At 65.2% G+C, this 22,172-nt stretch carries 15 protein-coding genes and 1 pseudogene; 7 read left to right on the top strand and 9 right to left on the bottom strand.

Annotated elements, in window-relative coordinates; genetic code table 11:
- On the bottom strand, window positions 1-193 hold a 193-nt coding region (locus A5733_RS27845; protein WP_369830909.1), incomplete at its 3' end, for a hypothetical protein.
- Here A5733_RS27845 and A5733_RS28180 point away from each other — a divergent pair.
- The 5 genes and pseudogenes from A5733_RS28180 to A5733_RS05915 form a co-directional block, all read left to right on the top strand.
- Window positions 179-247 (top strand): annotated as a pseudogene (locus A5733_RS28180) (hypothetical protein); the annotation flags it as partial. The gene A5733_RS27845 and the pseudogene A5733_RS28180 overlap by 15 nt on opposite strands.
- A gap of 81 nt (window positions 248-328) precedes the next feature.
- Window positions 329-526, top strand: a complete 198-nt coding sequence (locus A5733_RS27840) for a hypothetical protein (RefSeq protein ID WP_231965825.1) — start codon at window positions 329-331, stop codon at window positions 524-526.
- A 131-nt stretch (window positions 527-657) separates the two neighbouring features.
- Window positions 658-1,542, top strand: a complete 885-nt coding sequence (locus A5733_RS05925; RefSeq protein WP_076239460.1) for a glycosyltransferase family A protein — start codon at window positions 658-660, stop codon at window positions 1,540-1,542.
- Window positions 1,543-1,573: 31 nt separating this feature from the next.
- A complete protein-coding gene (locus A5733_RS05920) occupies window positions 1,574-3,385 on the top strand; it encodes a PE-PPE domain-containing protein (RefSeq protein ID WP_083666016.1) in 1,812 nt (603 codons plus the stop codon).
- A 29-nt stretch (window positions 3,386-3,414) separates the two neighbouring features.
- The gene (locus tag A5733_RS05915; RefSeq protein WP_231965530.1) at window positions 3,415-4,128 is read left to right on the top strand and encodes a GAP family protein; all 714 of its coding nucleotides are present in this window, start codon (window positions 3,415-3,417) and stop codon (window positions 4,126-4,128) included.
- Between the two features lie 34 nt (window positions 4,129-4,162).
- Here A5733_RS05915 and A5733_RS05910 read toward each other — a convergent pair whose 3' ends face one another.
- Genes A5733_RS05910 through pks2 form a run of 6 tightly spaced genes read right to left on the bottom strand, consistent with a single transcriptional unit; the run spans window position 4,163 to window position 17,281 of the window.
- Window positions 4,163-4,993, bottom strand: a complete 831-nt coding sequence (locus A5733_RS05910) for a glycosyltransferase family 2 protein (RefSeq protein WP_076239458.1) — start codon at window positions 4,991-4,993, stop codon at window positions 4,163-4,165.
- Window positions 4,994-5,007: 14 nt separating this feature from the next.
- A complete protein-coding gene (locus tag A5733_RS05905) occupies window positions 5,008-6,735 on the bottom strand; it encodes an AMP-binding protein (protein ID WP_076239457.1) in 1,728 nt (575 codons plus the stop codon).
- A 16-nt stretch (window positions 6,736-6,751) separates the two neighbouring features.
- Complete coding sequence (locus A5733_RS05900) at window positions 6,752-8,110, bottom strand: hypothetical protein (RefSeq protein WP_369830907.1); 1,359 nt, start codon at window positions 8,108-8,110, stop codon at window positions 6,752-6,754.
- Window positions 8,111-8,137: 27 nt separating this feature from the next.
- On the bottom strand, window positions 8,138-9,478 hold the full coding sequence (locus tag A5733_RS05895) for a hypothetical protein (RefSeq protein WP_076239455.1): 1,341 nt from the start codon (window positions 9,476-9,478) through the stop codon (window positions 8,138-8,140).
- A gap of 5 nt (window positions 9,479-9,483) precedes the next feature.
- Window positions 9,484-10,926, bottom strand: coding sequence for a condensation domain-containing protein (locus A5733_RS05890; protein ID WP_076239454.1), 1,443 nt, complete (start codon window positions 10,924-10,926; stop codon window positions 9,484-9,486).
- 16 nt (window positions 10,927-10,942) lie between these two features.
- Entirely contained in the window at window positions 10,943-17,281 is a 6,339-nt protein-coding gene (pks2, locus tag A5733_RS05885; protein WP_076239453.1) for a type I polyketide synthase, read from the bottom strand.
- Window positions 17,282-17,976: 695 nt separating this feature from the next.
- Between pks2 and A5733_RS05880 the strand changes: the two genes are divergently transcribed.
- A complete protein-coding gene (locus tag A5733_RS05880; protein WP_076239452.1) occupies window positions 17,977-19,488 on the top strand; it encodes a PPE family protein in 1,512 nt (503 codons plus the stop codon).
- Between the two features lie 4 nt (window positions 19,489-19,492).
- Here the strand turns inward: A5733_RS05880 and A5733_RS05875 are convergent, their stop codons facing one another.
- Entirely contained in the window at window positions 19,493-19,903 is a 411-nt protein-coding gene (locus A5733_RS05875; protein ID WP_076239451.1) for a hypothetical protein, read from the bottom strand.
- Between the two features lie 885 nt (window positions 19,904-20,788).
- On the opposite strand from A5733_RS05875, the gene A5733_RS27430 reads away from it, so the two are divergent.
- Window positions 20,789-21,208 carry a tyrosine-type recombinase/integrase gene (locus A5733_RS27430; RefSeq protein ID WP_076239450.1) on the top strand — a complete coding sequence of 140 codons (420 nt, stop codon included), beginning with the start codon at window positions 20,789-20,791 and terminating at the stop codon, window positions 21,206-21,208.
- A 19-nt stretch (window positions 21,209-21,227) separates the two neighbouring features.
- Here the strand turns inward: A5733_RS27430 and A5733_RS05865 are convergent, their stop codons facing one another.
- The gene (locus A5733_RS05865) at window positions 21,228-21,962 is read right to left on the bottom strand and encodes an abortive infection system antitoxin AbiGi family protein (RefSeq protein WP_369830908.1); all 735 of its coding nucleotides are present in this window, start codon (window positions 21,960-21,962) and stop codon (window positions 21,228-21,230) included.
- Between the last annotated feature and the right edge of the window lie 210 nt (window positions 21,963-22,172).

The following is a 22,172-nucleotide window of genomic DNA, read 5'->3' as shown; positions in this document are numbered from 1 at the left end:
GCGGTTGCAGGTAGTAGGCCAGATCGGCCAGCACGATGGCCAGCACCCAGACCCACCAGTGCGATGCCGAGAGGTGCGGGAGTTGTCGGGGCGGGGTTTTGAGTTCGTCGGGATCTTGATGAATGGTGCTGATCGGCGGTGGACTGAGTTGGCGTTGGCTGGTACGGGTGCGCAGATTGTGCGGCCGGTGGATGCGGTTGCTGCGGCGGGGGAGTTTGCTCGTTGTTCGGCAGTGATCGTGAGTCGGTTGCACGCGGGGATTTTGGCGGCGTTGTCTGCCACGCCGGTGATTTCGTTGGAGTATCAGCCGAAGTGTCGTGATTTTGCGTTGTCGGTCGATGATGAGCGGTCGTTGTTGCGTACCGATGAGGTGCGCAGGTCGGTGGTGGTGGATCGGGTGTTGGCGGGGTTGGCTGATTCGGAGGTGATCCGGGCCAGGACCGGGGCTGCGGTGGACGAGCTACGCCGACGCCTGCACACCCAATACGCCGCTGTGGGCGCGGCGTTGGGACTGGATGCCACCTGACTTGCTGCAAAGATCGCAAAACGTGATCACATTGCTATAACTGCACCACGCGTAATGGTCGTGTCCGGCGTAATTCCGGGTCATCTTTTCGACTCGTTGTAGCCGTTCTCAGTGGGTAGAGTGCACCCCAAATGTTGGTATTCATAACCACTTTGCGGCATCCGCAGAACGCAGCGGACTATCGCCGCGTGGAGGCGTTGCTGCAGGACACCCTTGCCTCGGTGGGTCGGCAGACCTGCGATGAATATCTGATCATCATCGTCGGCAATCGACCGCCGTCGTTCCCGCTCCCGGAGCGTGCCGTGTTCGTCGAAGTCGATTTCCCGCCGCCTTCGCTGCACCAGGGCCCGCGCACCGGACCTGCCTCGGTGATCTGGGACAAGGGCACCAAGAACGCCATCGGTCTGATCGCCGCGCGTGAATACCGGCCGGACTACGTCATGCTCTTCGACGCCGATGATTTCGTGCACCGCGACATCGCCGCCTTCGTCCGCGCCCACCCCGGGGCCGCCGGATGGGTGAGCACCCGCGGGTGGATCTACTCGCGTCGCCGGAACGCGTATGCGCTGCGGCGGAAGTTCTACCGGCACTGCGGAACCTCGTTCATCATTCCGTGGGAGGCCTATCGGGTTCCCCGCGGTCTCACCGTTTCTTCCACTCAGGACGAGATCTTCGAAGCCTTCGGGCTACGGCTGGAAAAGGTGCTCGAGCACGGTTTCGCCTACGACTGGTGGCGAGAACACGGACGCATCCTCGAACCTCTTCCATTCCCGGGCGCCGTGTACCACGTCGACACCGGCGAAAACCATTCCGGGAACATCCTGTTCGGGCCTGCCCTGCCGTACCGTTCACATCTCTATCGGGACTACGGGCTGCGCCCGTCGAAGGGACCGGCAGTCACGTTGTGGAGCGCCGTCGGGCCGGCCTCACTGTCGCGCTGGCCGGCGGTGCGCTTGCGTCAGCCCAAGTCATATCTCGAAAACTACCGTCCACCAGTGAATCCGATAGCTCCGTAACACAGACGGACGCCGCGGGAAGGGATAGTCGATGCGCACAGCGGTTCACGCCATCGGGGTGACAGTCATGGCCCTGGTGGGTCTGGTGTCGCTGGCATTGGTGTCGACGGTGGCATCCGTCGCCTCCGCAGCGGTTACCAGCGTGTTGATCATGGGCGGCTCGGGCGATCCGCTCACCACGGAGAAGGACGGCATACCCTTCGTCAGGCAATACACGACCAACGTGGTGGACAACTTCGTCGCCCCGTCCTCCACACGGCCCGATCTGGGCATTCCCGTCGGCCCGTACAACGCGGTGGCCGTGATTACGCCGGCGCAGTTCAACACCGGTGACCCGGCTGACCATTCGATGACCTTCGATCTATCCGTGGCCGAAGGCACGCAGGATCTCGACACCTGCATCAGCTCGACGGCACAGTGCCAGTACAACGAGGACATCGGTTCCGACGCTCCCAGCGTGGGGGACTCGTTGGTCGTGTTCGGGTACTCGCAGAGCGCCACAATCGCGTCGTTCGAGAAGGCCGCGCTGGCCGACCGGTACCAGCCCGGTGAGGGCCCGCAGGTCTCGTTCATCTTGACCGCCAACGGAAACCGGCCCAACGGGGGCTTTCTGGCCCGTGGCCCGAAAGGCCTGTCTATCCCGCTGCCGCTCCCCGGCGGCGGGGTGACCTTCAGCGGGCCTACCCGAACCGATACCCAGTACGCGACCGTCGACATCGCCATCCAGTACGACGGTTGGGCAGACCAGCCGGTCAATCCGTTCAACCTGATCGCCGTCGCCAATGCCAATGCTGGGCAACGCTTGCTGCACCCGCATTACGCCGACCAGAGCCTCGACGGTCCCGGAATCATCGACCAGGGCCAGTACGGCGACACCCGGTATCTGATGGTCGCCACCGACACCCTGCCGCTGCTCCATGACGTCGCCAACATTCCGGGGGTCGGACGATTCTTGGCCGACGTGTTGGACGCGCCGCTGCGCGTGCTCGTGGAGTCCGGGTACGACCGAACGACGAGCCCGGGAAAGCCGACGACCTGGAGTCTGTTCCCGGCGAAGAATCCGCTCAAGACAGCGGTTGATTTCGTGGTCGCCATTCCGACCGGATGGGACGACGCCATTGAACGCGTGAACGGCACCCGGCCGTTCGGCACTCAACGACCCGGCCCGTATGGCGTCGGTGGGCCAAGCGTCGATTACCTCGATCCTTCGGAAGAGACCACCAAGCCAGCAGAAGCCACCACCGAATCCACCTCGCCCACCACGTTGGTGTCGCGGAAAACCCGGTCGGTACCCGTCGACGCGGACGCCAAACTGGCTGCTACCTCAAGCGATACCGACGTTGTTTCCAGCCGGCCGCAGAAACTGAAAGTTTCGGTGGAGAAGCTGCCCGCACAGAGCGCCACCGACTCATCGGACGTGGCTGCCACGAAGCTGCCGACATTGCCGAAGTCTCCCGAAGCCGATGCCCTGGCGACGAAACGGCCAACGGCCACGGAAGACCGCGAAGCACTCAAAACCGATGCGGATGAGGCGCAACCGAAGAAGCCGACAAACGAACCGGACGCGTCGGCAGAGGCTGCGTCTGAGGGGGCGATCTCTGACGAAGCGTCAGCCAGGCCCGCGTCGCGTAAGGCTGCCGCCGCCACCAAAGACTCGGTGACGGATCGCTCTGAGCACAAAGACACGCAAGCGAAGTCGACGACGGAGGCGAAGACGAAGGCGCAAGCGAAGTCGACGACGGGGAACACCTCGCAGCGGCCGGCCAAGTCGCCCACCAACGCCAAAAAGGCAACCGGACCGAAGCATTCGTCCACCAAGCGCGGTGACCGAGATGCCGGGTAGCGCGGCTTGATATGTGGAGCGCGGTCTTGGTGCTCGCACTCGTGTCGGCAGTAGATCCGGTTCGAATCGGTATCACGATGCTGCTGATCGGGCGTCGGCGTCCGGTGGCGAATCTGTTGGCCTACTGGCTCGGCCTGATGGCCACCGGGGTGGGGCTCGCACTCGCTGCGCTGTTGTTGTTGCCGGGCCTGGTCTTTCCCGTGACCAGGTTCGTGGTGTCGGCCTCGGAAGAGCCGGTGGTGCCCCCCTTGCAGATCGCCCTGGGGATGGTCGCGCTGCCGCTCGCGGCGGTCATCGCGGTGCGGGCACGACGCCGCAGCCCCGTCATGGCGGCCGATTCCGCTGATCTTGTGGACGCGCAGGCCTCGAAGACGACATCGCGGTGGGCCCGCTTCTCATGGCCGGCTCTGTTCGCCGGCAGATGGGGCGATTCGATCGGGTTGGCTTTTGCCGCAGGCTTGTTGTCCGCGACGCCCCCGCTGGAGTATTGCTTTGCGATTCTGGCCATCGCGGCTTCCGGGGCCGCGTTGAGCACCCAGGTCAGCGCGGCGATCGTGTTCTCCCTCGTGGCGTTTGCGATCGCCGAGATTCCGTTGGTGGGGTACTTGGCGTCACCACAGAAGACCACCGCGGCCGTGGCGAAGATGCATGACTGGATCTGCGCCTACCGCCGGCCGATCTTCGCGTGCATTCTCGGGCTGTTCGGCGTGTTGATGGTGGCCAGCGGAATGTCCACCATCTGATTCGGACGGTGGACTCAACCTGCGCTGTGTGTGATCAGGTGTCGCAGAGCCAGCGAAGAAAGCCGTGTTTGTGGATCAGTTGCAGGACGGCCCGATTTGCCCACTTGTTGCGGTTCTTGCCCCTGACGTCGATGTGCAGGTGAAGCACTTTGATCGCGGGATCGAATTGCCTTTTGATGCCACGCTTTTCCATCCGGATGGCGAGATCCTGCGTCTCGTGGCATCGCAGCACCGGATCGTATCCGCCCAGTGATCTGAGCACATCGGAATCGACCAGCATGTTGCCTTCGTGCAGCCAGTACGCGGGCGCCGGTGTGGGCGTGGTGAGAATGTTGGGCCAGCCCTTCATGATCGGTCCGACCAATCGTTGCGCAGCCCGGGCCAGCTGGGGATGCGACCGCAACCGGTCGATCATCAGAGGGAATCCGGAGCTGAGGCCACCCCACGCGGAGAACACCGCACCGTAGTTATGTGGTTCCTGGCTGCCGTCTTGTTTGCACACCAATCCGCCGACCAGGCCGACTCCGTCGCCGGCATACCGGGCGAAAAGCTCTCTGGCCGTGGTGGGTATCCCTTCGGTCTGCAGCTCCATGTCCGCGTCGACGAAGTGAATGAGTGACCGGTCGGCGACTTGGTCGATGATCTGGTTGCGGTTGGCGCCGGCTCCCTGGTTCCTGGGGCTGCGGACGAACGTGACGTCGTCGCCGAATTGGCGGACCACGTCGGCGCTGTGATCGGTCGAGGCATCGTCGAGTACGTAGACACCGTCGTAGCCCTGCGCCAGCACCTGCGGAAGCAACCGGTGAAGGTTGTCTCCCATGTTGTAGTTCGGTATGGCCGCGACGACCGGTAGCTTGTTCCCCACGTTCGTCCGGTTCTCTACTTGTTTACCAGCTGGCTGAACTCATTGTTGCGAAACTGCTCGGCGCATGAGGTGCGCCGAACCTTTCCGCTGGTGGTGATCGGAATCGAACCGCGCGGGACCAAGAGCAGCTCCGTGGCATTGAGCCCGTGGGACTGGGCGATCGCGGACCGGACTTCACGCTCTACGCTGGCCAGCGCTTCGACGGCGTGGTCGTCGGTAGACGTTTTGACCTCGGCGATCACCACAAGTTGCTCGGCGCCGCCGTCCTCGACCGAAATCGCGGCCGCCCGGGCGCCGGTGATCTCCTGAATGGTGGCCTCGATGTCATCCGGATAGTGGTTGCGCCCACGAATGATCACGACGTCTTTGATGCGCCCGACGATGAACAGCTCACTTTCGGAGATGAAGCCGAGATCGCCGGTGCGCAACCATGATCCGGTGGGGGTGTCCGCAGGCGCATTTACGATCTCAGCGTCGAATGTGGCCGTGGTGCGTTCCGGCTGCCGCCAATAGCCTGCGCAGACGTTCTCACCGAGGACCCAGATTTCACCGACCGTTCCGGACGGGCATTCCGATCTGGTCTGCGGGTCGACGATCCGCACGGTGGGCGACGTAGGCCTGCCGTAGCTGACCAACGCAGTGCCCGTTGCGCTTTCGCACGGCTCGGCCCGTCCCTCGGCCAGCTTTTCGGACTCGAACCGGACGACGTGCGGCGGCACTCCGGGCTCGCGGGTGGCCACGAACAGCGTTGCCTCCGCCAATCCATAGCAGGGACGTAACGCCTCCGGGCGGAAGCCGTGGCCGGCGAAACGCTCGGCGAACCGCCTCAGCGTGCCCTCGTGTACCCGTTCGCTGCCGCTGAGCACGCAACGTACGTCGTCGAGGGTCAGACCGGCCAGGTCCTCATTGGAGGTCCGCTTGGCCGCCAGGTCGAACGCGAAATTGGGGGCGGCAGTCACCGCGGCTGGGTGGGATGCCAGCAGCTGCAGCCAGCGCGCCGGGCGGGCCAGGAAGGACATCGGAGTGGTGAACACCGTGTGCCAGCCGCCCAGCAGGGGCGCGCAGAGGCCGAGCATCAGCCCCATGTCGTGGTACAGCGGAAGCCATGAGACAGCGGTGGTTTCAGGTGGCGCGATCTTGTCCCGGAAGAACCCCGCCATCACCTGCTCGAAGTTTGCGGTCAGATTGCGGTGCGAGACCATAACCCCGGCGGGGCTTCGGGTGGACCCTGAGGTGTACTGCAAATAAGCGGTCTCGGGCGACGTCTGTCGCTTGAGGGGGCTCCGTCTCGCATCGAGGTCGAGCGTGTCGATCTCGAGCAACGTCGGCACAGGGTGATCCCCTGTCGCCGTGGCGTATTCGACGAGCTGTGGCGACACCGAAGAGGTGGTGAGGATGATCGTCGGCGTGGTGTCTCGCAGCACGGTGGTGACGCGTTCGTCGTGCACACCGGGTGCCGGAAGCGACAGGGGCACACCGATCAGCCCGGCGTGCAGCGAGCCGAGAAAGGCGACGATGTAGTCGAGACCCTGAGGGGCCAGGATCACCGCCCGGTCGCCGACCGAGCCTCGCAGTCTCAGCTCGTAGGCGAGGCTGAGCACGCGACGGCTCAGTTGCGACCACGTCAGGGTGTGCGCGACCCCGTCCTGGGCAACGTCGTAATCGAGGAAGGTGAACGCGACGGCATCCGGTTGCAGGCTGGCACGTTCGCGCAGTACGTCAGTGATCGACGAGCGGATCATGAAGTGTCACCTTTCCTTAGTCGATCAGTCCACCGAGACCGAAGTCGTCCAGCGTCTGCGCCGCCAGGCCCCGCAATCGGGACTTGGAGTTCTCGGCATCGAGTTGATAGGCGACGATGCCGATCGAGATCTTGCCGTTGATGCGGGCAGACACCAGTACCAGCTGGCCGCCCCGCTGTTCGATGTCCCGGCGAGACACGTTCTGGTCCACTCCGCGCAGCAGGACGTATTCGGCGGGGGTGCCGTCCGGGCAGCCGACCGCCGGGTCGATATCGCCGAGATTTGAACAATGGACGGGCAGGTCGGTCGACGCTCCGTAGAACAGACCACCCAGGCCGCGGAGCGCGCTTCTGGGTACCAGGGGGATCAGCGGCAGCAGCTCGAGGGTCTCGTCGGAAGCTGCCCGTGTCGTCTCGATCGCCTGTCGGATGGCCGTCCGGGTGCCCGACAGATCGTGCACAGCGAGCGTTGGGTCGATTCGGGCGCCGGCGAATGACATTGCCAGGGCGCGGGTGTCGTCTGCGCTGTGACGCTCGTTGAGGGCGATCGACAGCGTCACGGTGCCATCGTCGGGTCGGCTGCGGCCCAACCGTTCACCGAGTCTGGCCGCGAAGCCGGCCAACAGCGAGTAGCTCGTCCCACCGAGTGCCGAGGCTCGGGCATCCCAGTCAGCGAGGTCGACGTAGACCGAGATTGCCGGCACCACGACCGGGGCATCGGTCTGCGCACCCACGACCGTGGGTGGTCGGCCGTCACCGGCGCGCGGAAATCCACGGCGCGACAGCAGTTTCGTCGCACGACCCAGAGTTCGGCCGATCTCCGGCAGGCCTTGGAGCGTCTCGCGCAGGTCGGCGGTGACCGCGCGCCGGAGGCTGCGGGATCGAGGTGGCGGGAAGCCGAACTGGCGCTTGGTGCCTATGACACCGTCGAAGATCGTCAGCATCCCGGCAATGCCGTCGCCCAGATTGTGTGATGCCACCAGGCTGATCGCCGTCGATCCGTCGGTCATCGGCAGCACACCGATGTGCCAACCCGGCCCGTGTTCCGGATCGACCGGCAGTTGTGCTCGTTCGTCAGCCCAATCGCCGAGTTCTGCCCGTGGCCGCGGGTGCGGGGCGAAGTCGAGGTCCGATTGGGGGCCTAAGCAGGCCACCCACCGATGGCGTCCGAACGGCAGCGGTGACCGCTCGATCCTGCGACCGGCCGCGCCATAGCCGAAATCCCGGTGAAACCGCCGCAATTCGTCGAGGTCCACGGCATGCTCGTAGATCCAGGTGATCTGCATGAGCTGGTGACGACCGGTCGCACGCAAGATCTCGAAGCCGGCCTGGTCCATGAAGGTCAGCCGGTTGTCGACGCAAGTGTGACTTGCCAATGTTGAAACGTCCACCATGCCAACCGATCAGACGATCACGCCGGTCAGGGTGAATTCAGCCAGTGCCTTGGCGGCCAGTTCCCGCAACGCGGCCTTGGAATTCGGCCCGCCAGGTTGATAGGCGACGACGGAAATCGACATCTTGTCACCGACGCGCCCGGCCAACACGGTCAGCAGCCCGTTTCTGTTCTCCAGAAACTCCCTGCTGACGCGGCGATCCACGCCGCGCAGGATCAGGTAGTCGGCCGGTGACCCGTCAACTTGGGCCACCAGAGGGTCGATATCGCCCAGGTTGGAACAGGACACCGGTAATTCGGTGAGACCCAGCACCACCTGCGAGCCGCGGGCCACCACCCGCTTGGGGATGTAGGGCGTCAGGGGCAGGAGGCGCAGCGTCTCATCCGGGGTTTTCCGGTTCCGCTCCAGCGCTTCGCGGATCGCCCGTCGCGCACCGGACAGATCGGTGGTGACCTGGTTGGGGTCGAGGTCGGCGTTGACGATGAACGCGGCATTCGCGCGGGTGTCTCCGGGTGTCCGGTCACTGATCGGCAGGTGTAGGCAGACCGAGCCGTTGTCACCGCGTCGCCGCCCCATCAGCTCGCCGAATTTGGCGGCGAACCCGGCGACCAGTGAGTGGCTGTTGCCGCCGAGCGCATTCGCGCGTTCGTCCCAGTCGTCGAGGTTCACGTAGCAGGCGATGGCCGGCGCAACCACGGTGCCCCCGTCGTCGCTGCCGAAATGCCTGCGGTGCCGGGGCTTTGCCGAAAGGGATACTTCTCGCCGGCGTCGGAAGGCCAGCCGACCTGCCTGCAGAATCGTGGAGCAGGTCTGCGGCAGGTCGCGTACCGTGGTGGCGACATCGGCAGCCACCGCATTGCGTCGACTCCGCGCATTCGGTGAGGCATAACCGAAATCGTCCGTCTCGCCTTTGACGGCATTGGCGATCGAGAGCAGCGCCCCGAGACCGTCGACCAGACAGTGAGACATCACGAGGCTGACCGCGGTCGACCCGTCGGTCATCGGCAGCACCCCGAGGTGCCAGCCAGGACCGTATTCCGGGTCGACGGGAAGTTGTGCCCGTTCATCGGCCCAGTCGGTGTATTCCGTTCGAGGACGGGCCACCTCGACGACGTCAAGGCCTGCGGGTGCGCCGGGCGAGGCGACCCACCGGTGACGTCCAAAGGGCAACGGGGACCGTTCGATCCGCCGTCCGAGCAACCCGTGACCGAAATTCCGGTGGAATCGGTTGAGCCCGGTGAAGTCGACGGGGCGTTCATACAGCCACACGACCTGGGCGACAAGTTCCTGGCCGGTGGCCCGCTGGCCCAGAAACAGCAGCTGATCGGTGAACGAAAGTGTGTCGTCCATCTGGGTCAGGCCGATCTCACGCCGAGGCCTGTGAATTCGTTCACGGGTAGCTGCCGGCAACGGCCCTCGGCAACGTTGAGATAGACACTCTTCATCACCTCGACATAGCGCTCGACGGATTCACGTGCGACCGCGTTATTCGGAAAGGCGACGGTGATCGAGGTACCGCTGCCGAACTGGTTCACCCACATGCCGATTTGATTCGCGGCACCCATTTCGCTGTAGATACGGCCCCGCAACGCATTCCATTCGGCGACGACGGCGGGGGACAACGGTGCGGCGGTGGCGTCCAGGTAGGACACCATCGGCACCCCCGGGTCGGGCCTACGCAGTCCGTTCGTCGACGCCGACAACTCCAGCACCCGGTCGAAAGGCACATGTGCGAGGTGAAGGCCCGAATCGAACGATGCCTGCGCGGCTCGCGCGGTGTCGGCGAAGGACGTTCCGATCGGCACGGTCACCGGCACCGTCCCGGTGAACCAGCCCGTCGTCATCGTCTCGGCCTCGGTGGCCCGGGTGGAGGTGGGTGTGATCACGTGGTAGGTGCCGGCCCCGGTCAGTTGGTACTGGGCCAGAGCGGCGCAGGCGAAAACCCCACCGATGAACCGCGCACCCGCGGCGACACAGGCGGATTCGAACCGTTGGGTTTGTTTCTCGTCGAGGAGTTGGATGCTGAGGAGATCTCCTGCGCACGGTGTCGAGAGGTCACCGAGCGGCAAGGGGAACCGGGGCAGCGTGCCGTCATTGTCCTCGGCGAATGCGACCCAGTCCCGGATCTGGGGGGAGTCGACGTTCAGTGCCGAGGTGAAACGCCGCTGTCGGATGCAGTACTCGTCGTAGCTGCCTGCCGGGGGCAGCGCGATGGGCGCGCCACCACCGACGAGTGCGGCGTACATCAGATGGATCTCGACCAGCATCAGACCCATGAAAGTGGCATCGACATGCAGGTGATCCACACACATATACGCGGTGAAGTGGTCGGGGCGCTGGATGATGCCGAAGCGAAAACAGTCCCATTGCAAGGGGCCTGGCGTGGCCAGGATGTGCTCGCGCCATTCCGGCGAGCTGTGTACCCCGTGGTCGGTCGGGACGAAGTTGATGTCCCTGGGATTTTGGATCTTGCGCCGACGGATGCGGTCGTCGACGGTGAATTCGAACCAGCTGCGGTAGGTGTCATGCCTGCGCAGATAGGCGTTGATCACGTAGGTCATCGCGCGGATGTCGCACTGGCCGGCGATATTCCACGCGGGAATGGTCAGCCGAGCCATCTGCGCGCCCTTGGCGGTGTGCTCGCGGTAGCTGCGCAGATGTTGGGCCTGCTGATAGCTGGCGGGCACATCATGCACGGGTGCCTCGGCGACTTTCCTCAGCGTTGTCCGCGACGGACCCCACGAGATGTGGGTACCGGGAGCGTCAACCCAGTCCTGTATTGCGGTCAACTCGAACACGGTGTTCTTCTCCTCCCTAGGTGGACAGGGCCGATATCGCTTCGTCGTCGGCGAGCGCCTGGCACAGGTGTTGGGCCAGCGCTCGGATCGTCGTCATGTCCATCGAGCTGACGCGGACACCGGTCTCGGTCTCGATCCGGGTGCGCAGCTCGAGATGCCCGAGCGAGTCGAGACCGTACTCGGACAACGGGCGGTCGGGGTCGACTGTGCGACGCAGAAGCAAACCGACCTGTTGGCCGATCAGGCGGCGCAGGTGGGTCGGCCACTCTTCACGCGGCAACGCGGCCAGTTCTGCCTTCAGTTTTCTTGTCTCCGAAGGACCTTGGCCATCGGTCAGGAACATCTCGGCGAACGGGCTGCGGTGGGCGAACGCGGTGAGCCACGGGGTGCCGAGGACCGGTGCGTAGCCGTTGTAGACCCGGGCATGGCGCAGGATGGCTTCGAACGCGTACGCGCCCTCGTCCGGTGCAATGGCGTTGTCGTCCTCGGCCATGGCCGTGCCCCGGCCGATGTCGGACCATGCGCCCCAAGCGATCGAGGTCGCCGGCAGCCCCTGGGCGCGACGCCACTGCATGAAGGCATCGAGCCAGCTGTTGGCTGCGGCGTAGGCGCCCTGACCGGGTGAGCCCACCAGCGCGGCGGCGGAGGAGAACGAGCAGAACCAGTCCAGCGCCGCCGAAGTCTGTGAGGGCTGGGACCGCAACGCCTCGTGCAGATTCCACGCGCCGTACACCTTCGGTGCCCAGTCGCGCTCGACGAGATCGTCGGTGATGTTGGTCAGGGTGGCGTCCTCCACCACGGCGGCCGCGTGCAGTACGCCGCGAACCGGCAGCCCGGTCTGGGTCGCTGCCGCCACGAGGCGGTGCGCGGTGTCCGGGTCGGCAATGTCACCGCATTCGACGACGATGTCGGCGCCGGTGGCACGGATCAGCTCGATGATCTCGCGTGATCTGTTCGACGGTGCGCTGCGTGAGTTGACCACGATGCGCCCGCACCCGGCAGCGGCCATCCGCTCGGCCAGAAAGAGCCCGAGACCTCCGAGCCCACCGGTGATGATGTAGGCGCCGTCGTCGCGGAACACCCGAACCTGTTCGGGCGGCAGGATCACCTGACTGAGGCCGGTATCGGGCACGTCGAGCACCAACTTGCCGGTGTGCCGTGCCCCGCCCACCATTCGGATGGCGGTAGCCGCCTCCGCCAAGGGGAAGTGCGTGATGTCGGGCAGCGGCAGCGAGCCGTCGGCGACCTGCTGGTAGACCGTGGCCAGCAGGTCACGGATCTTGTCGGGGTGGGTGACGGTCATCAACGCCAGATCTACCGCGTAGAAAGATAGGTTGCGGCGGAACGGGAACAAGCCCATCCGGGTGTCGGCGTAGATGTCGCGCTTGCCGATCTCGACGAACCGACCGCCGAAGGCCAGCAGTTCCAAGCCTGCGCGCTGGGCCGGTCCGGTGACGGAGTTGAGCACGATGTCCACTCCGTAACCGCCTGTGTCGGCACGGATCTGGTCGGCAAAGGCGGTGCTGCGCGAATCGTAGACGTGTTCGATACCCCAATCGCGCAACAGTTGTCGTCGTTCCGGGCTGCCGGCGGTGGCAAAGATCTCGGCCCCGGCCGCGCGTGCGACGGCAATCGCCGCCTGGCCCACACCACCGGTGGCGGAGTGGATCAACACCTTGTCGCCGGACGAGATCCGGGCCAGCTCCTGCAGCCCGAGCCATGCCGTGCTGTAGGCGAGTCCCACCGCGGCCGCCTCGTGTTCACCGAGTCCGGCCGGCAGTGTGGTGGCCAGGTCGGCCTCACAGGTGACGAAGTTGCCCCAGCAGCCGTTGGCCGACACACCGCCGACCCGGTCACCGATGCGGTGTGTGGTGACATCAGGGCCGACGGCGGTGACGACGCCGCCGAACTCAGAACCGAGTTCGGGTAGGCGGCCGTCATAGCTGGGGCAGCGGCCGAATGCGACGAGGACGTCGGCGAAATTGATGCTGGACGCCTTGACGGCGACCTCGATCTGTCCGGGCCCCGGTGGAACCCGGTCGAAGGCAACGAGTTTCAGCGATTCCAGGTCTCCTGGGGTCCGTACCTGAAGCCGCATGCCGTCACTGTGGTTGTCAGCCGAGGCGGTACGCCGCTCGGCACCGCGAAGTGGGGCCGGGGTCAATCGCGCCGCGTACCACTGCCCGAGTCGCCACGCGGTCTCGTCCTCCGGTGACCGCGACAGGAGTTGACCTGCCAACTGCGCGCCATCGCTCGCGTCGTCGATGTCGATCTGGGTGGCGGTCAATCGCGGGTGCTCCATGCCGATCACCCGCATCAGTCCCCGTAGGCCCGAATGTTCCAGTCTCACCGCGTCGGTTTCCAGCACCCGTTGACTACGGCGACTCACGACGTACAGGCGTGGCGGCTCGCCGGTTCGCGCGTCATCGGTGGCCTCGGCGAGTGCGCCGGCGATGCGCACCAGATGCCGCACGTGGTCGGCACCGCGTCGGCCGGCGGCCTCGCCCGCACTGTCCTCGTCAGCCATCACGACCAGCACGCCGGACAAGGCCCGCTCATGCACGTGGGAGGTGAGCTCCCGTGTGTGGGCCGTGTGATCGTCGTGCGGGTCCCAGGCCATCGTCAGAGGCTGGGCACCCGCTGATCTCAGCGCGGTGGCCACTCCGGCGGTCAGCCGGTGGGCGGCGTCGTCGGCGTCCCCACCGGCGGTGATCAGCAGCCATGTCCCGGCCTCGGTGTTCTCGGGTCGGGGCAGCTCGCGCGGGTGCCATTCGATGGTGAGAAGTCGTTCGTCAAGCAGCCGGTCGGCCTGCGCCTGCGCGGTGCCGCCCGTGCCCAGCTGTAAACCGCTGATGCTCAACAGAACTGCGCCCCGGTCGTCGAGCAACTCCAGGTCGGCCTCCACGCCGGCGGCGTCGGCCCGGTTGATCCGGCTGTAGCAGTAACGGGTGTTTCGGGTGGATCCAAAGGCGCGCAGCCGTCGTACCCCCAGCGGCAACAGCATGCCGTCGGCGACGTTCTGTACGTCGGGATGGGCGACCACCGACTGGAAGCACGCGTCCAACAGCGCCGGGTGTACTTCATAACCACGTTGCCGCGAGCGCAGCGGACCCGGCAACGACACGGCGGCAACCACGGTGGTGCCGGGGGAGTCGGCAACGTGAGCCTCGGACAGACCCGCGAAGGCCGGGCCGTGGCCGATGCCCACGGCGCGGAACCCGGCCCGCAACTGTTCGCCGTCGATGCGGAGCGGATGGGAGGCGAGCAGGGCCTCGACCGGGTGTGGCGCCGGTTGGCAGGCGTCGGCATCGGCGGACAGGGTTGCTGCAGCTCGTCGGATTCGTTCACCGCCCTGGTGGGTCTCGACCGTGAACTCGGCGGCCCCGGGTGAGGTTACCGTCGCGCTCACCCACACCGGTGTGGTCTCGTCGAGCAGCAACATCTCTTGGAACGAGAGGTCACGGACTTCGCCCGCCCCTCCCAGCGCCGGAAGCACTGCAGCCAGCGCCATTTCGCAATAGGCCGCGCCAGGTAACACCGCGACCTGATGCACCCGGTGATCGGCCAACCACGGATGGCCGTCGGTGCCGACATCACCCTGCCACAGGTGTTCGGCCGGCTCCTGCGGCAGCATGACGTGTGCTCCCAACAGCGGATGAGCCGAAATGGAATGCGCGCCATGCGACGAATCGCTGACGTCACGGTCCAACAGCAGTGTGGAATGGGTCCAGGCCGGCAGTGGGGCGTCGATGAGGCGCCCGCGGGGATTGAGCACCGAAAAGTCCACGGCCGCACCGGCACTGTGCAAATCAGCGGTGAAGCCGAGCAATCCGTGCGGCAACTCCTGCTCGCGCCGCATGGCCGCGAAGACGGCCGATGGGACGTCGAGGCTGCGCGCGGTCTGCTCGACGGCGTGGGTCAGCAGGGGATGCGGCGACAGTTCGGCAAAGACCCGGTGACCGTCCTCCAACGCCGTCTGTACTGCCGCCGAAAAGCGCACGGTGTGACGAAGGTTGTCCACCCAGTAGTAATTGTCGAACTCAGCAGGCTCGCGCGGGTCGTACAAGGTGGCCGAGTAGAAGGGCACGTGAGGCTCGGTGGGAGTGAGGTCGTCAAGGACATCGGCGAGTTCGTCGAGGATCGAGTCCACCTGCGGTGAGTGGGAGGCGACGTCCACAGCGATCTCGCGGGCCATCACGCCGCGCGCTTCCCAGGCCGCCACCAGATCGCGGACCGACTGCGTGGCGCCTCCCACCACGGTGGACTGCGGTGAGGCGACCACCGCCAGCGCGACATCCTCTACACCGTGTCCGGCAAGCTCCGAAAGGACCTGGTGGGCCGGCAATTCCACCATTGCCATCGCCCCGGATCCGGAAATCCTCGACATCAGCCGGGAACGGCGGCAGACGACTTTCACCCCGTCTGAGAGCGTCAACGCTCCGGCGACCACCGCAGCGGCCACCTCGCCCATCGAATGACCGATGACCGCACCCGGCGTCACGCCGTAGGACCTCATCGTCGCGGCCAATGCCACCTGGACCGCGAAAACCGTGGGTTGCACCCGGTCGATGCCGGTGACCGTCTGCGGCGCCGACATCGCTTCGGTCACCGAGAAGTTCGATTCCGCCGCAATCAGTGGCTCGAGCTCGGCGACCGTGGCGGCGAAGGCCGGTTCGGTGACCAACAATTGGGCGCCCATCCCGGCCCACTGCGACCCCTGACCGGAGAACACCCAGACCGGCCCGCGGTCGTCGTTGGCCACTGCCTCCTGATGGACGCCCTCCCCATCGGCGACCTGCCGGAGCGACGTGATCAGTTCGTCGCGCGCGGTGGCGGCCACCCAAGTGCGGGTGGACCGGAACCCGCGGCGACGCGTCAGGGTGTAGGCCAGGTCGGCCAAGTTGATCGCCGGCCCCCGCCCGTTGCCGTCTCCGGTGGTACTCAACCAGCTCGCCAGGCGATCCGCAGTCGTCCGCAGGCCATCGGGGCAGCTGGCCGATATCGGAAACAGCAGCGGGCGCGCCGCCGGCGGCGCCGCAGCGGTGCCCGCGGTGACCGGAGTCTGGGGGGCCTGCTCCAAAACCGCGTGCACATTCGTCCCGGACAGTCCGTAGGCCGACACGACGGCACGCCGGGGGCCTGGACCGTTCTGGGGCCACGGAGTTTTCGACTCGGGGATGAACAGGCCGGTGTCGATACGCGCCAGATCGTCGGGCAGTCGGGTGAAGTGCAGGTTCTGCGGGATCACACCGTGCTGCAACGCAAGCACTGCCTTGAGGACACCGAGGGCGCCGGCCGCCGACTGGGTATGGCCAAAGTTGGTCTTGATCGAACCGAGTGCGCACGGGCCGGCCGTTCCGTAGACCTCGGCCAGGCTCGAGTACTCCAGCGGATCACCGACCGGGGTTCCGGTGCCGTGTGCTTCCACCAAACCGACGGTGTCGGCATCCACGCCCGCCGCTGCCAACGCCGCCCGGTACACCGAGGCCTGGGCCTGTGCCGACGGGGTGGCGATATTGACCGTCCGCCCGTCCTGATTGGATGCCGTGCCACGGATCACGGCGAGGATGCGATCACCTTGTGCGACAGCGTCATCCAATCGCTTCAAGGCGATCACTACACAACCCTCGGCGGAGACGAACCCATCGGCAGAGGCGTCGAAGGCCCGGCAGCGCCCGGTCGGTGAGAGCATGCCCGCGGCCGAGCCCCCCGCCGCCTTGCGCGGCTCCAGCAGCACCGAAACTCCACCGGCGAGGGCGAAGTCGCTTTCGCCGAGGTGCAGACTACGGCACGCCATGTGGATGGCGCTCAAGCTCGACGAGCATGCGGTGTCCACTGTCACCGCAGGGCCGTGAACCCCGAGCGCGTAGGCGATACGGCCCGAGGCCAGGCTGAAACTCGTGCCGGTGAAGCCGTACGGCCCCTCCAGCGCTCGGGCATCCGCGGCCAGGTGGGCATAGTCGTTGTGCGTCAGCCCCATGAACACACCCGTCGCCGAACCGGCCAGGGAAGTCGGGTTGACACCGGCGTGTTCGACGGATTCCCACGCCGTTTCCAAGAGCAGACGGTGTTGTGGGTCGATCGCGGCAGCCTCACGGGCGGTGATGCCGAAGAAGTCGGGGTCGAACGCCGCGGGATCGTCCAGGAAGGCGCCCCACTTGGACACCGACCGTCCCGGCACGCCCGGCTCCGGGTCGTAATACTCCTCGGCATCCCACCGATCCATCGGGATCTCGGTGACGAAGTCTTCGCCTCTGGTTAACGACTCCCACAACTGCTGAGGCGAGTTGATATGGCCCGGAAGCCTGCACGCCATTCCGACGACGGCAACCGGAACAACACGGATTTCGCTCAAGTCGTCCCCTTGTGAGATGAAGCTGAAGGTTTACTTCGTATCACGACGCCGACTGTTGTGCCATTCCTGCCCAGCAAAATCTATCGGCTATTCGCATTGATCTTCATTTGCAGCAAGGCTGCCGGGAAATGGACGCCGGCAGGGCAGCAACGAACTGATCTTTGCCGACCCGCGCGGATTTCTAGATCGACTAGTAAGCCTGAACACGTCGTAGTTTGCGGTGTCGAACGTTGACGTCAGGGTTGATTTGAGCGATGTACGGGGTCGGTAAAAGGTCAGGACAGCAAGTTCGACGCCGGGAAACTTGTGCGGGCTGCACATATGTGGCAAACGATCTACTACGCCGGTGGGTGATTTTCAATTCTTCGACGCAAGACCGGATCGGCAGTTCTGCGATCGGGAGCGGTGAGGCAGCGATATGCGCGAGCAGAACAAAGATGTGGCAAATGGTCGCATTAAGTCAACGAATTAATCTTTCGATTGCGAGCAAGCAATTGGCCCGCCGTCAAAGGCGGTGCGGCCACGGGACTTCATGGGCTGCCCGCAGTAATGGCAAACGGCCGGTCCTTCGCTGACGACGCAGGGGGTGATCGGCCGGCATAACGGCCCTCCGTGGTTGTGATCCGGTCCGATGTTTGATAACGATAATCATTGTCGATAGCTTGGCGGGTGCACATCAGCGAGGGGGTTGTCTCATGGCCGCAATCTGGATGGCCTCGCCACCGGAGGTGCATTCCTCATTGCTGAGCAGCGGGCCAGGCCCCGGTCCGCTGCTGGCCGCCGCCGGCGGGTGGTCATCGTTGAGCGTCGAATATGCCGCGGTGGCAGACGAACTCGCGGTCGTGCTGGGCGGCGTGCGGGCCGGAGCTTGGCAGGGGGTCAGCGCCGAGCAATATGTCCTTGCCCACCTTCCCTACATTGCGTGGCTGTACCAGGTGAGTGCAGACAGCGCGGCGATGGCTGTGCGGCACGAGACCGCAGCCGCGTCGTATACCACTGCATTGGCGGCGATGCCCACCCTGGCCGAGCTGGCCGCCAACCATGCTCGCAACGCGATACTGTTGGCTACCAACTTCTTTGGTGTCAATACGATCCCGATCGCATTGAACGAGGCCGACTACGTGCGGATGTGGATCCTGGCCGCCGTCACGATGGAGGCTTATCACGGGGTGGCTGAGGCCACCGTGACCTCCAGCCCGGCCACGCCTGCGGCCCCGCAGATCCTGCACAACGAGCACGGTCATGACGAGCATGACGATCACGACCACGATGACGAACATGATCATGACCATGACGGCGACCACGATCATGACCACGATGGGGACCACGATCACGGCTCGCACGGAGATCTCAGTCCACTCGACCCGCGCTGGTGGCTGGAAGTGGGCCAGGAACAGATCGAGAACATTCACCTCCTGATCGACAACCTGCTCAACGACCCCGCTGCTCTGTTGACCAATCTGCCGATGGTGCTCGCCGACATGGCTTTCCACGCGTCGCAGCTGCTGCAGGTGGTAATTCAATTGTCTCCGGCCCTGATTCAGCCCGCGCTGAGCCTGGTGATCGCCAACGTGGGTTGGGCGATCGCCGGTCTGGCCGCCATCCAGCCGGCGGTCCCCGGCCTTGCGGAGATCCCGGCGGGGACCGAACCCGGGGCCTGGCCGGCTGCCGGGGCCACGGCGACGGTGTCGGCCGGTCCGTCACCAGCTCTGTCGTCTTCGGCGCCCGCGGCCCCGGCGACCGGTGCCTCGGCGTCCGCAACCGCGACTGCCGGGCCGGCACCATCGGCCGCCCCAGGTGGAGGACCGGGATTCTTCCCGCCGTACCTGATCGGCGCTCCCGGCGTCGGCGTCCCCGCCGCGGCGACGCCCGGTGCCGCGGCCGTCGCCAAGAAGAAGGCGGCCGCACCTGTTGCCACTGCGGCCGCCACCGGTGAATCGGCTCGCGAGACCAGGGCGCGCCGCCGCCGTGCCGCGCTGCGGGAGAAGGGACATGGCAACGAATTCATGGACCTGGACGCTGATCCGCAAATGACCACCGGGCCGACCGCGTCGGGTCAGGGCGCCGGACCCTTGGGGTTTTCCGGCGTGCTCGACAAGACGGACGCGACGTCGACGGGGTTGACGACGCTGGGCAGTGCGGAGTTCGGCGACGGTCCGACGGGGCCGCTCTTGCCATCGACGTGGGATGCCGATCGCAAGGATTGAGGGGTCAGCCTCCGGAACTTCCCAGTGGCTCGTAGGCCCAGCTGCGGCGGCCTCGGTCGAACATCATGCGCAATTGTGTGCCGACCGGGTGCTTCGCCGCCGCGTCGTACATGTCCACGATGAGGTCTTCGGCGAGGATGTCCAGTTCGGCGGAGCTGTCGGCAACCTCGGCCCACGGACTGGCTGCAAGGTGGATTCGGCACGCCGCGATCAGGCGGTCCGGTGTGGCTGTGACTTCACCGACCACGGCGAGGGTTGAGTAACCGTGCGACGTGATTCCTTGGTGAACGACATCGCAACCGCACGCGGTGTCGTCGCAAACGTATGGCGCAACCATGATTTCGCCCTCGGTGGCGGACCAATGGTCGGCTTTGGCCAGCGGCCGTGGGGGACGCGTAGCGGCAAGCACTTTCATTCCGCCTCCTGAGCAAGGTTCCACCGTGGACAACGTACCGGTGATTAAGGAAACGCTAAGAAGTTTTCGCGAAGCTCGTCCTCAAGTCGCGGTGCGCAGCTGCCGCACTCGGTAGGTGGGGTTCCACACCGAGATTGACCCGCACCTATGCCGCGTGGACTGACAACGACTCGGATTGGTCCCTCTCCTGGTGGTACGTGCTGAGGTTCATCGGCGGCACGTTGATGCTTCGAGCTGGACAGTGCGTCCAGGGATCGACCCTTTGTGGATCTTTATCAGTCGCAGCTTTCCAGCTCGATTTATAAACAAGCATGAACCGTCACCTAATCTTGCAGCAGACCCCGGCTGCCGTCTTGACTCCGGTGAGTGCGGTAGCTGGATCCATCCCCTAACTATCGGTGATAGAGGCGGGGAGGCGCGACACCTCCATGGCGAGTCGCCGATTACGGACGCGGGGGTTGCGATAAGGGTGCAATCCGCTTGTATAACGCAAATGGTGGGGGACCGAAACGGTCCCCCACCTGCGGGGTGGCTGACGGGACTCGAACACCCGTTGCCGGTCGGGATCTGGACCCGTCCACGTCCGAGAAACACCGTCTGACCTGCATCGCGTGCCGGGCTGTTGTGGATCTGGGTCCGCCCTGATGGAGTGCGATGCAACGTCGGCGTTGCATGGTTCGTTGCATCGGCCACGGACGACAAGGGCGGCGAGCCGGTGGATCGCAACCGACCGGTGTGGACTGCGGACCTTCCGCGCCACGCGACCCACCGGCTCGGTCGGAGGGCGGCGAGCCCTCGATCCGGCGTGGTGAAGGGTGGGTCGGAGGCGATGGCGAGAGTTCCGCGCCTCCGACCCACCCGGCTCGTCACGACACTGCGGGCGTGATGAGGCCAGACCGGACCGCGGACGTCGACATCGACGCCGCGACGGTCAAGGTTCTCCGGCAGTGGCGGACCGGCCGGGCGGCGTTGTCGTTGGATCTCGCCCGCGGTGACGCGTACGTGTTCGGCTCGCTCGACGGGACGCCGCGCAACCCGAACGCGTTGTCTCAGATGTTCACGCGACGGGTCGCCAAGGCGCGGAAGGCCCTTGGGTCCGACGCGCTGCCGGAGATCACGCTGCACGGCCTCCGCCACACCCACGCGACCGTGCTGCTCGAAGCGGGGGAGAACCCGAAGATCGTCCAGGAGCGCCTCGGCCACACCACGATCACGACGACCATGGATGTCTACTCGCACGTCACGCCGACCATGCAACGGGCCGCGGTCGACCGGTTCGCCGCGGCGGTCAGCGGGTCTGATTGACGACGACTGCCCCTCTAGGTCAGGGAAATGGGCCTACATCCTCAGCCGCCACACCGGACATGCAGGCGATCATGCGTTCAAGGCCCCAGTTCGGATCAAGTATCGGTACGTTTCGTGATGACCATTGACCGGCATCTTCGAGCACCTGCCGGAGTTCCCCGTGATGCTGCGATGGGGCGAGCAACGCAACGGTGTTTCTCGGGGGAACGAAGAAATCGCCGACCCGTCGCCATTCGCGTTCCCACCAGAATTCTTTCCGGTTGATGTACTGGCCTGTGGTCCAGTCACCCATCTGCTCGATGTACGGCGCGACGCGCAGCATGGATTCCTCGTCCGAGAACGGCCTGGTTTCTGCCGCCACCGCGGCGTTGATCGCTTTCATCGGCCACGTGTATCCGGGAGTGCAGTTCACGTACCACACGGGGTTACAGCGGTTACGGCGAGCGAAAGTCTTGGTGATGACGACGCCGTAAGGCGCGAACTTAAAGGCTCTCCGCTCGGCAAGTTCGCGCGTCATGGTCCACGAATGCTCCAACGGTGTCTCCGTAAAGCACACGACCCGTTGGCTCTTTCTGACCTCCGGATCGGGGCTCTGGGCGGCAGCACCGTACGCGGTCCGGGCTTCGATCTTGGAACTTGTCACGATGGATTTCAATGCCTCGAAACCGGTGGCATCGTCAGCGGTCATCTTGGTGTAGTGCACTAGAAAGGTGCTCAGGTCATTCCGCCGGTGGAGCATGTCGGTGATGGTCATGGTCACGCCGACCATTCTGACGATTCGGCCGGGCTCCAAACGGAAGTACCCTGTTACCGCTGTTGCATGGTTCGTTGCATGGACCCGAGGGTTAATGGCCAAAATGTGTGTACAGAATCGCTGATTTATGACTGTTGACCTCCCCTGATAGGGGTCCGAACATGCTTTGAAAGCATGTTCGGTGTCAGGTCCACGCAATTCCCCTGTCTG

This window comes from Mycobacterium sp. NS-7484, assembly GCF_001953975.1.
Taxonomy (GTDB): Bacteria; Actinomycetota; Actinomycetes; order Mycobacteriales; family Mycobacteriaceae; genus Mycobacterium.
The sequence above is the reverse complement of the archived record's forward strand: the minus strand, read 5'-3'. Positions and strand labels throughout refer to the sequence as shown.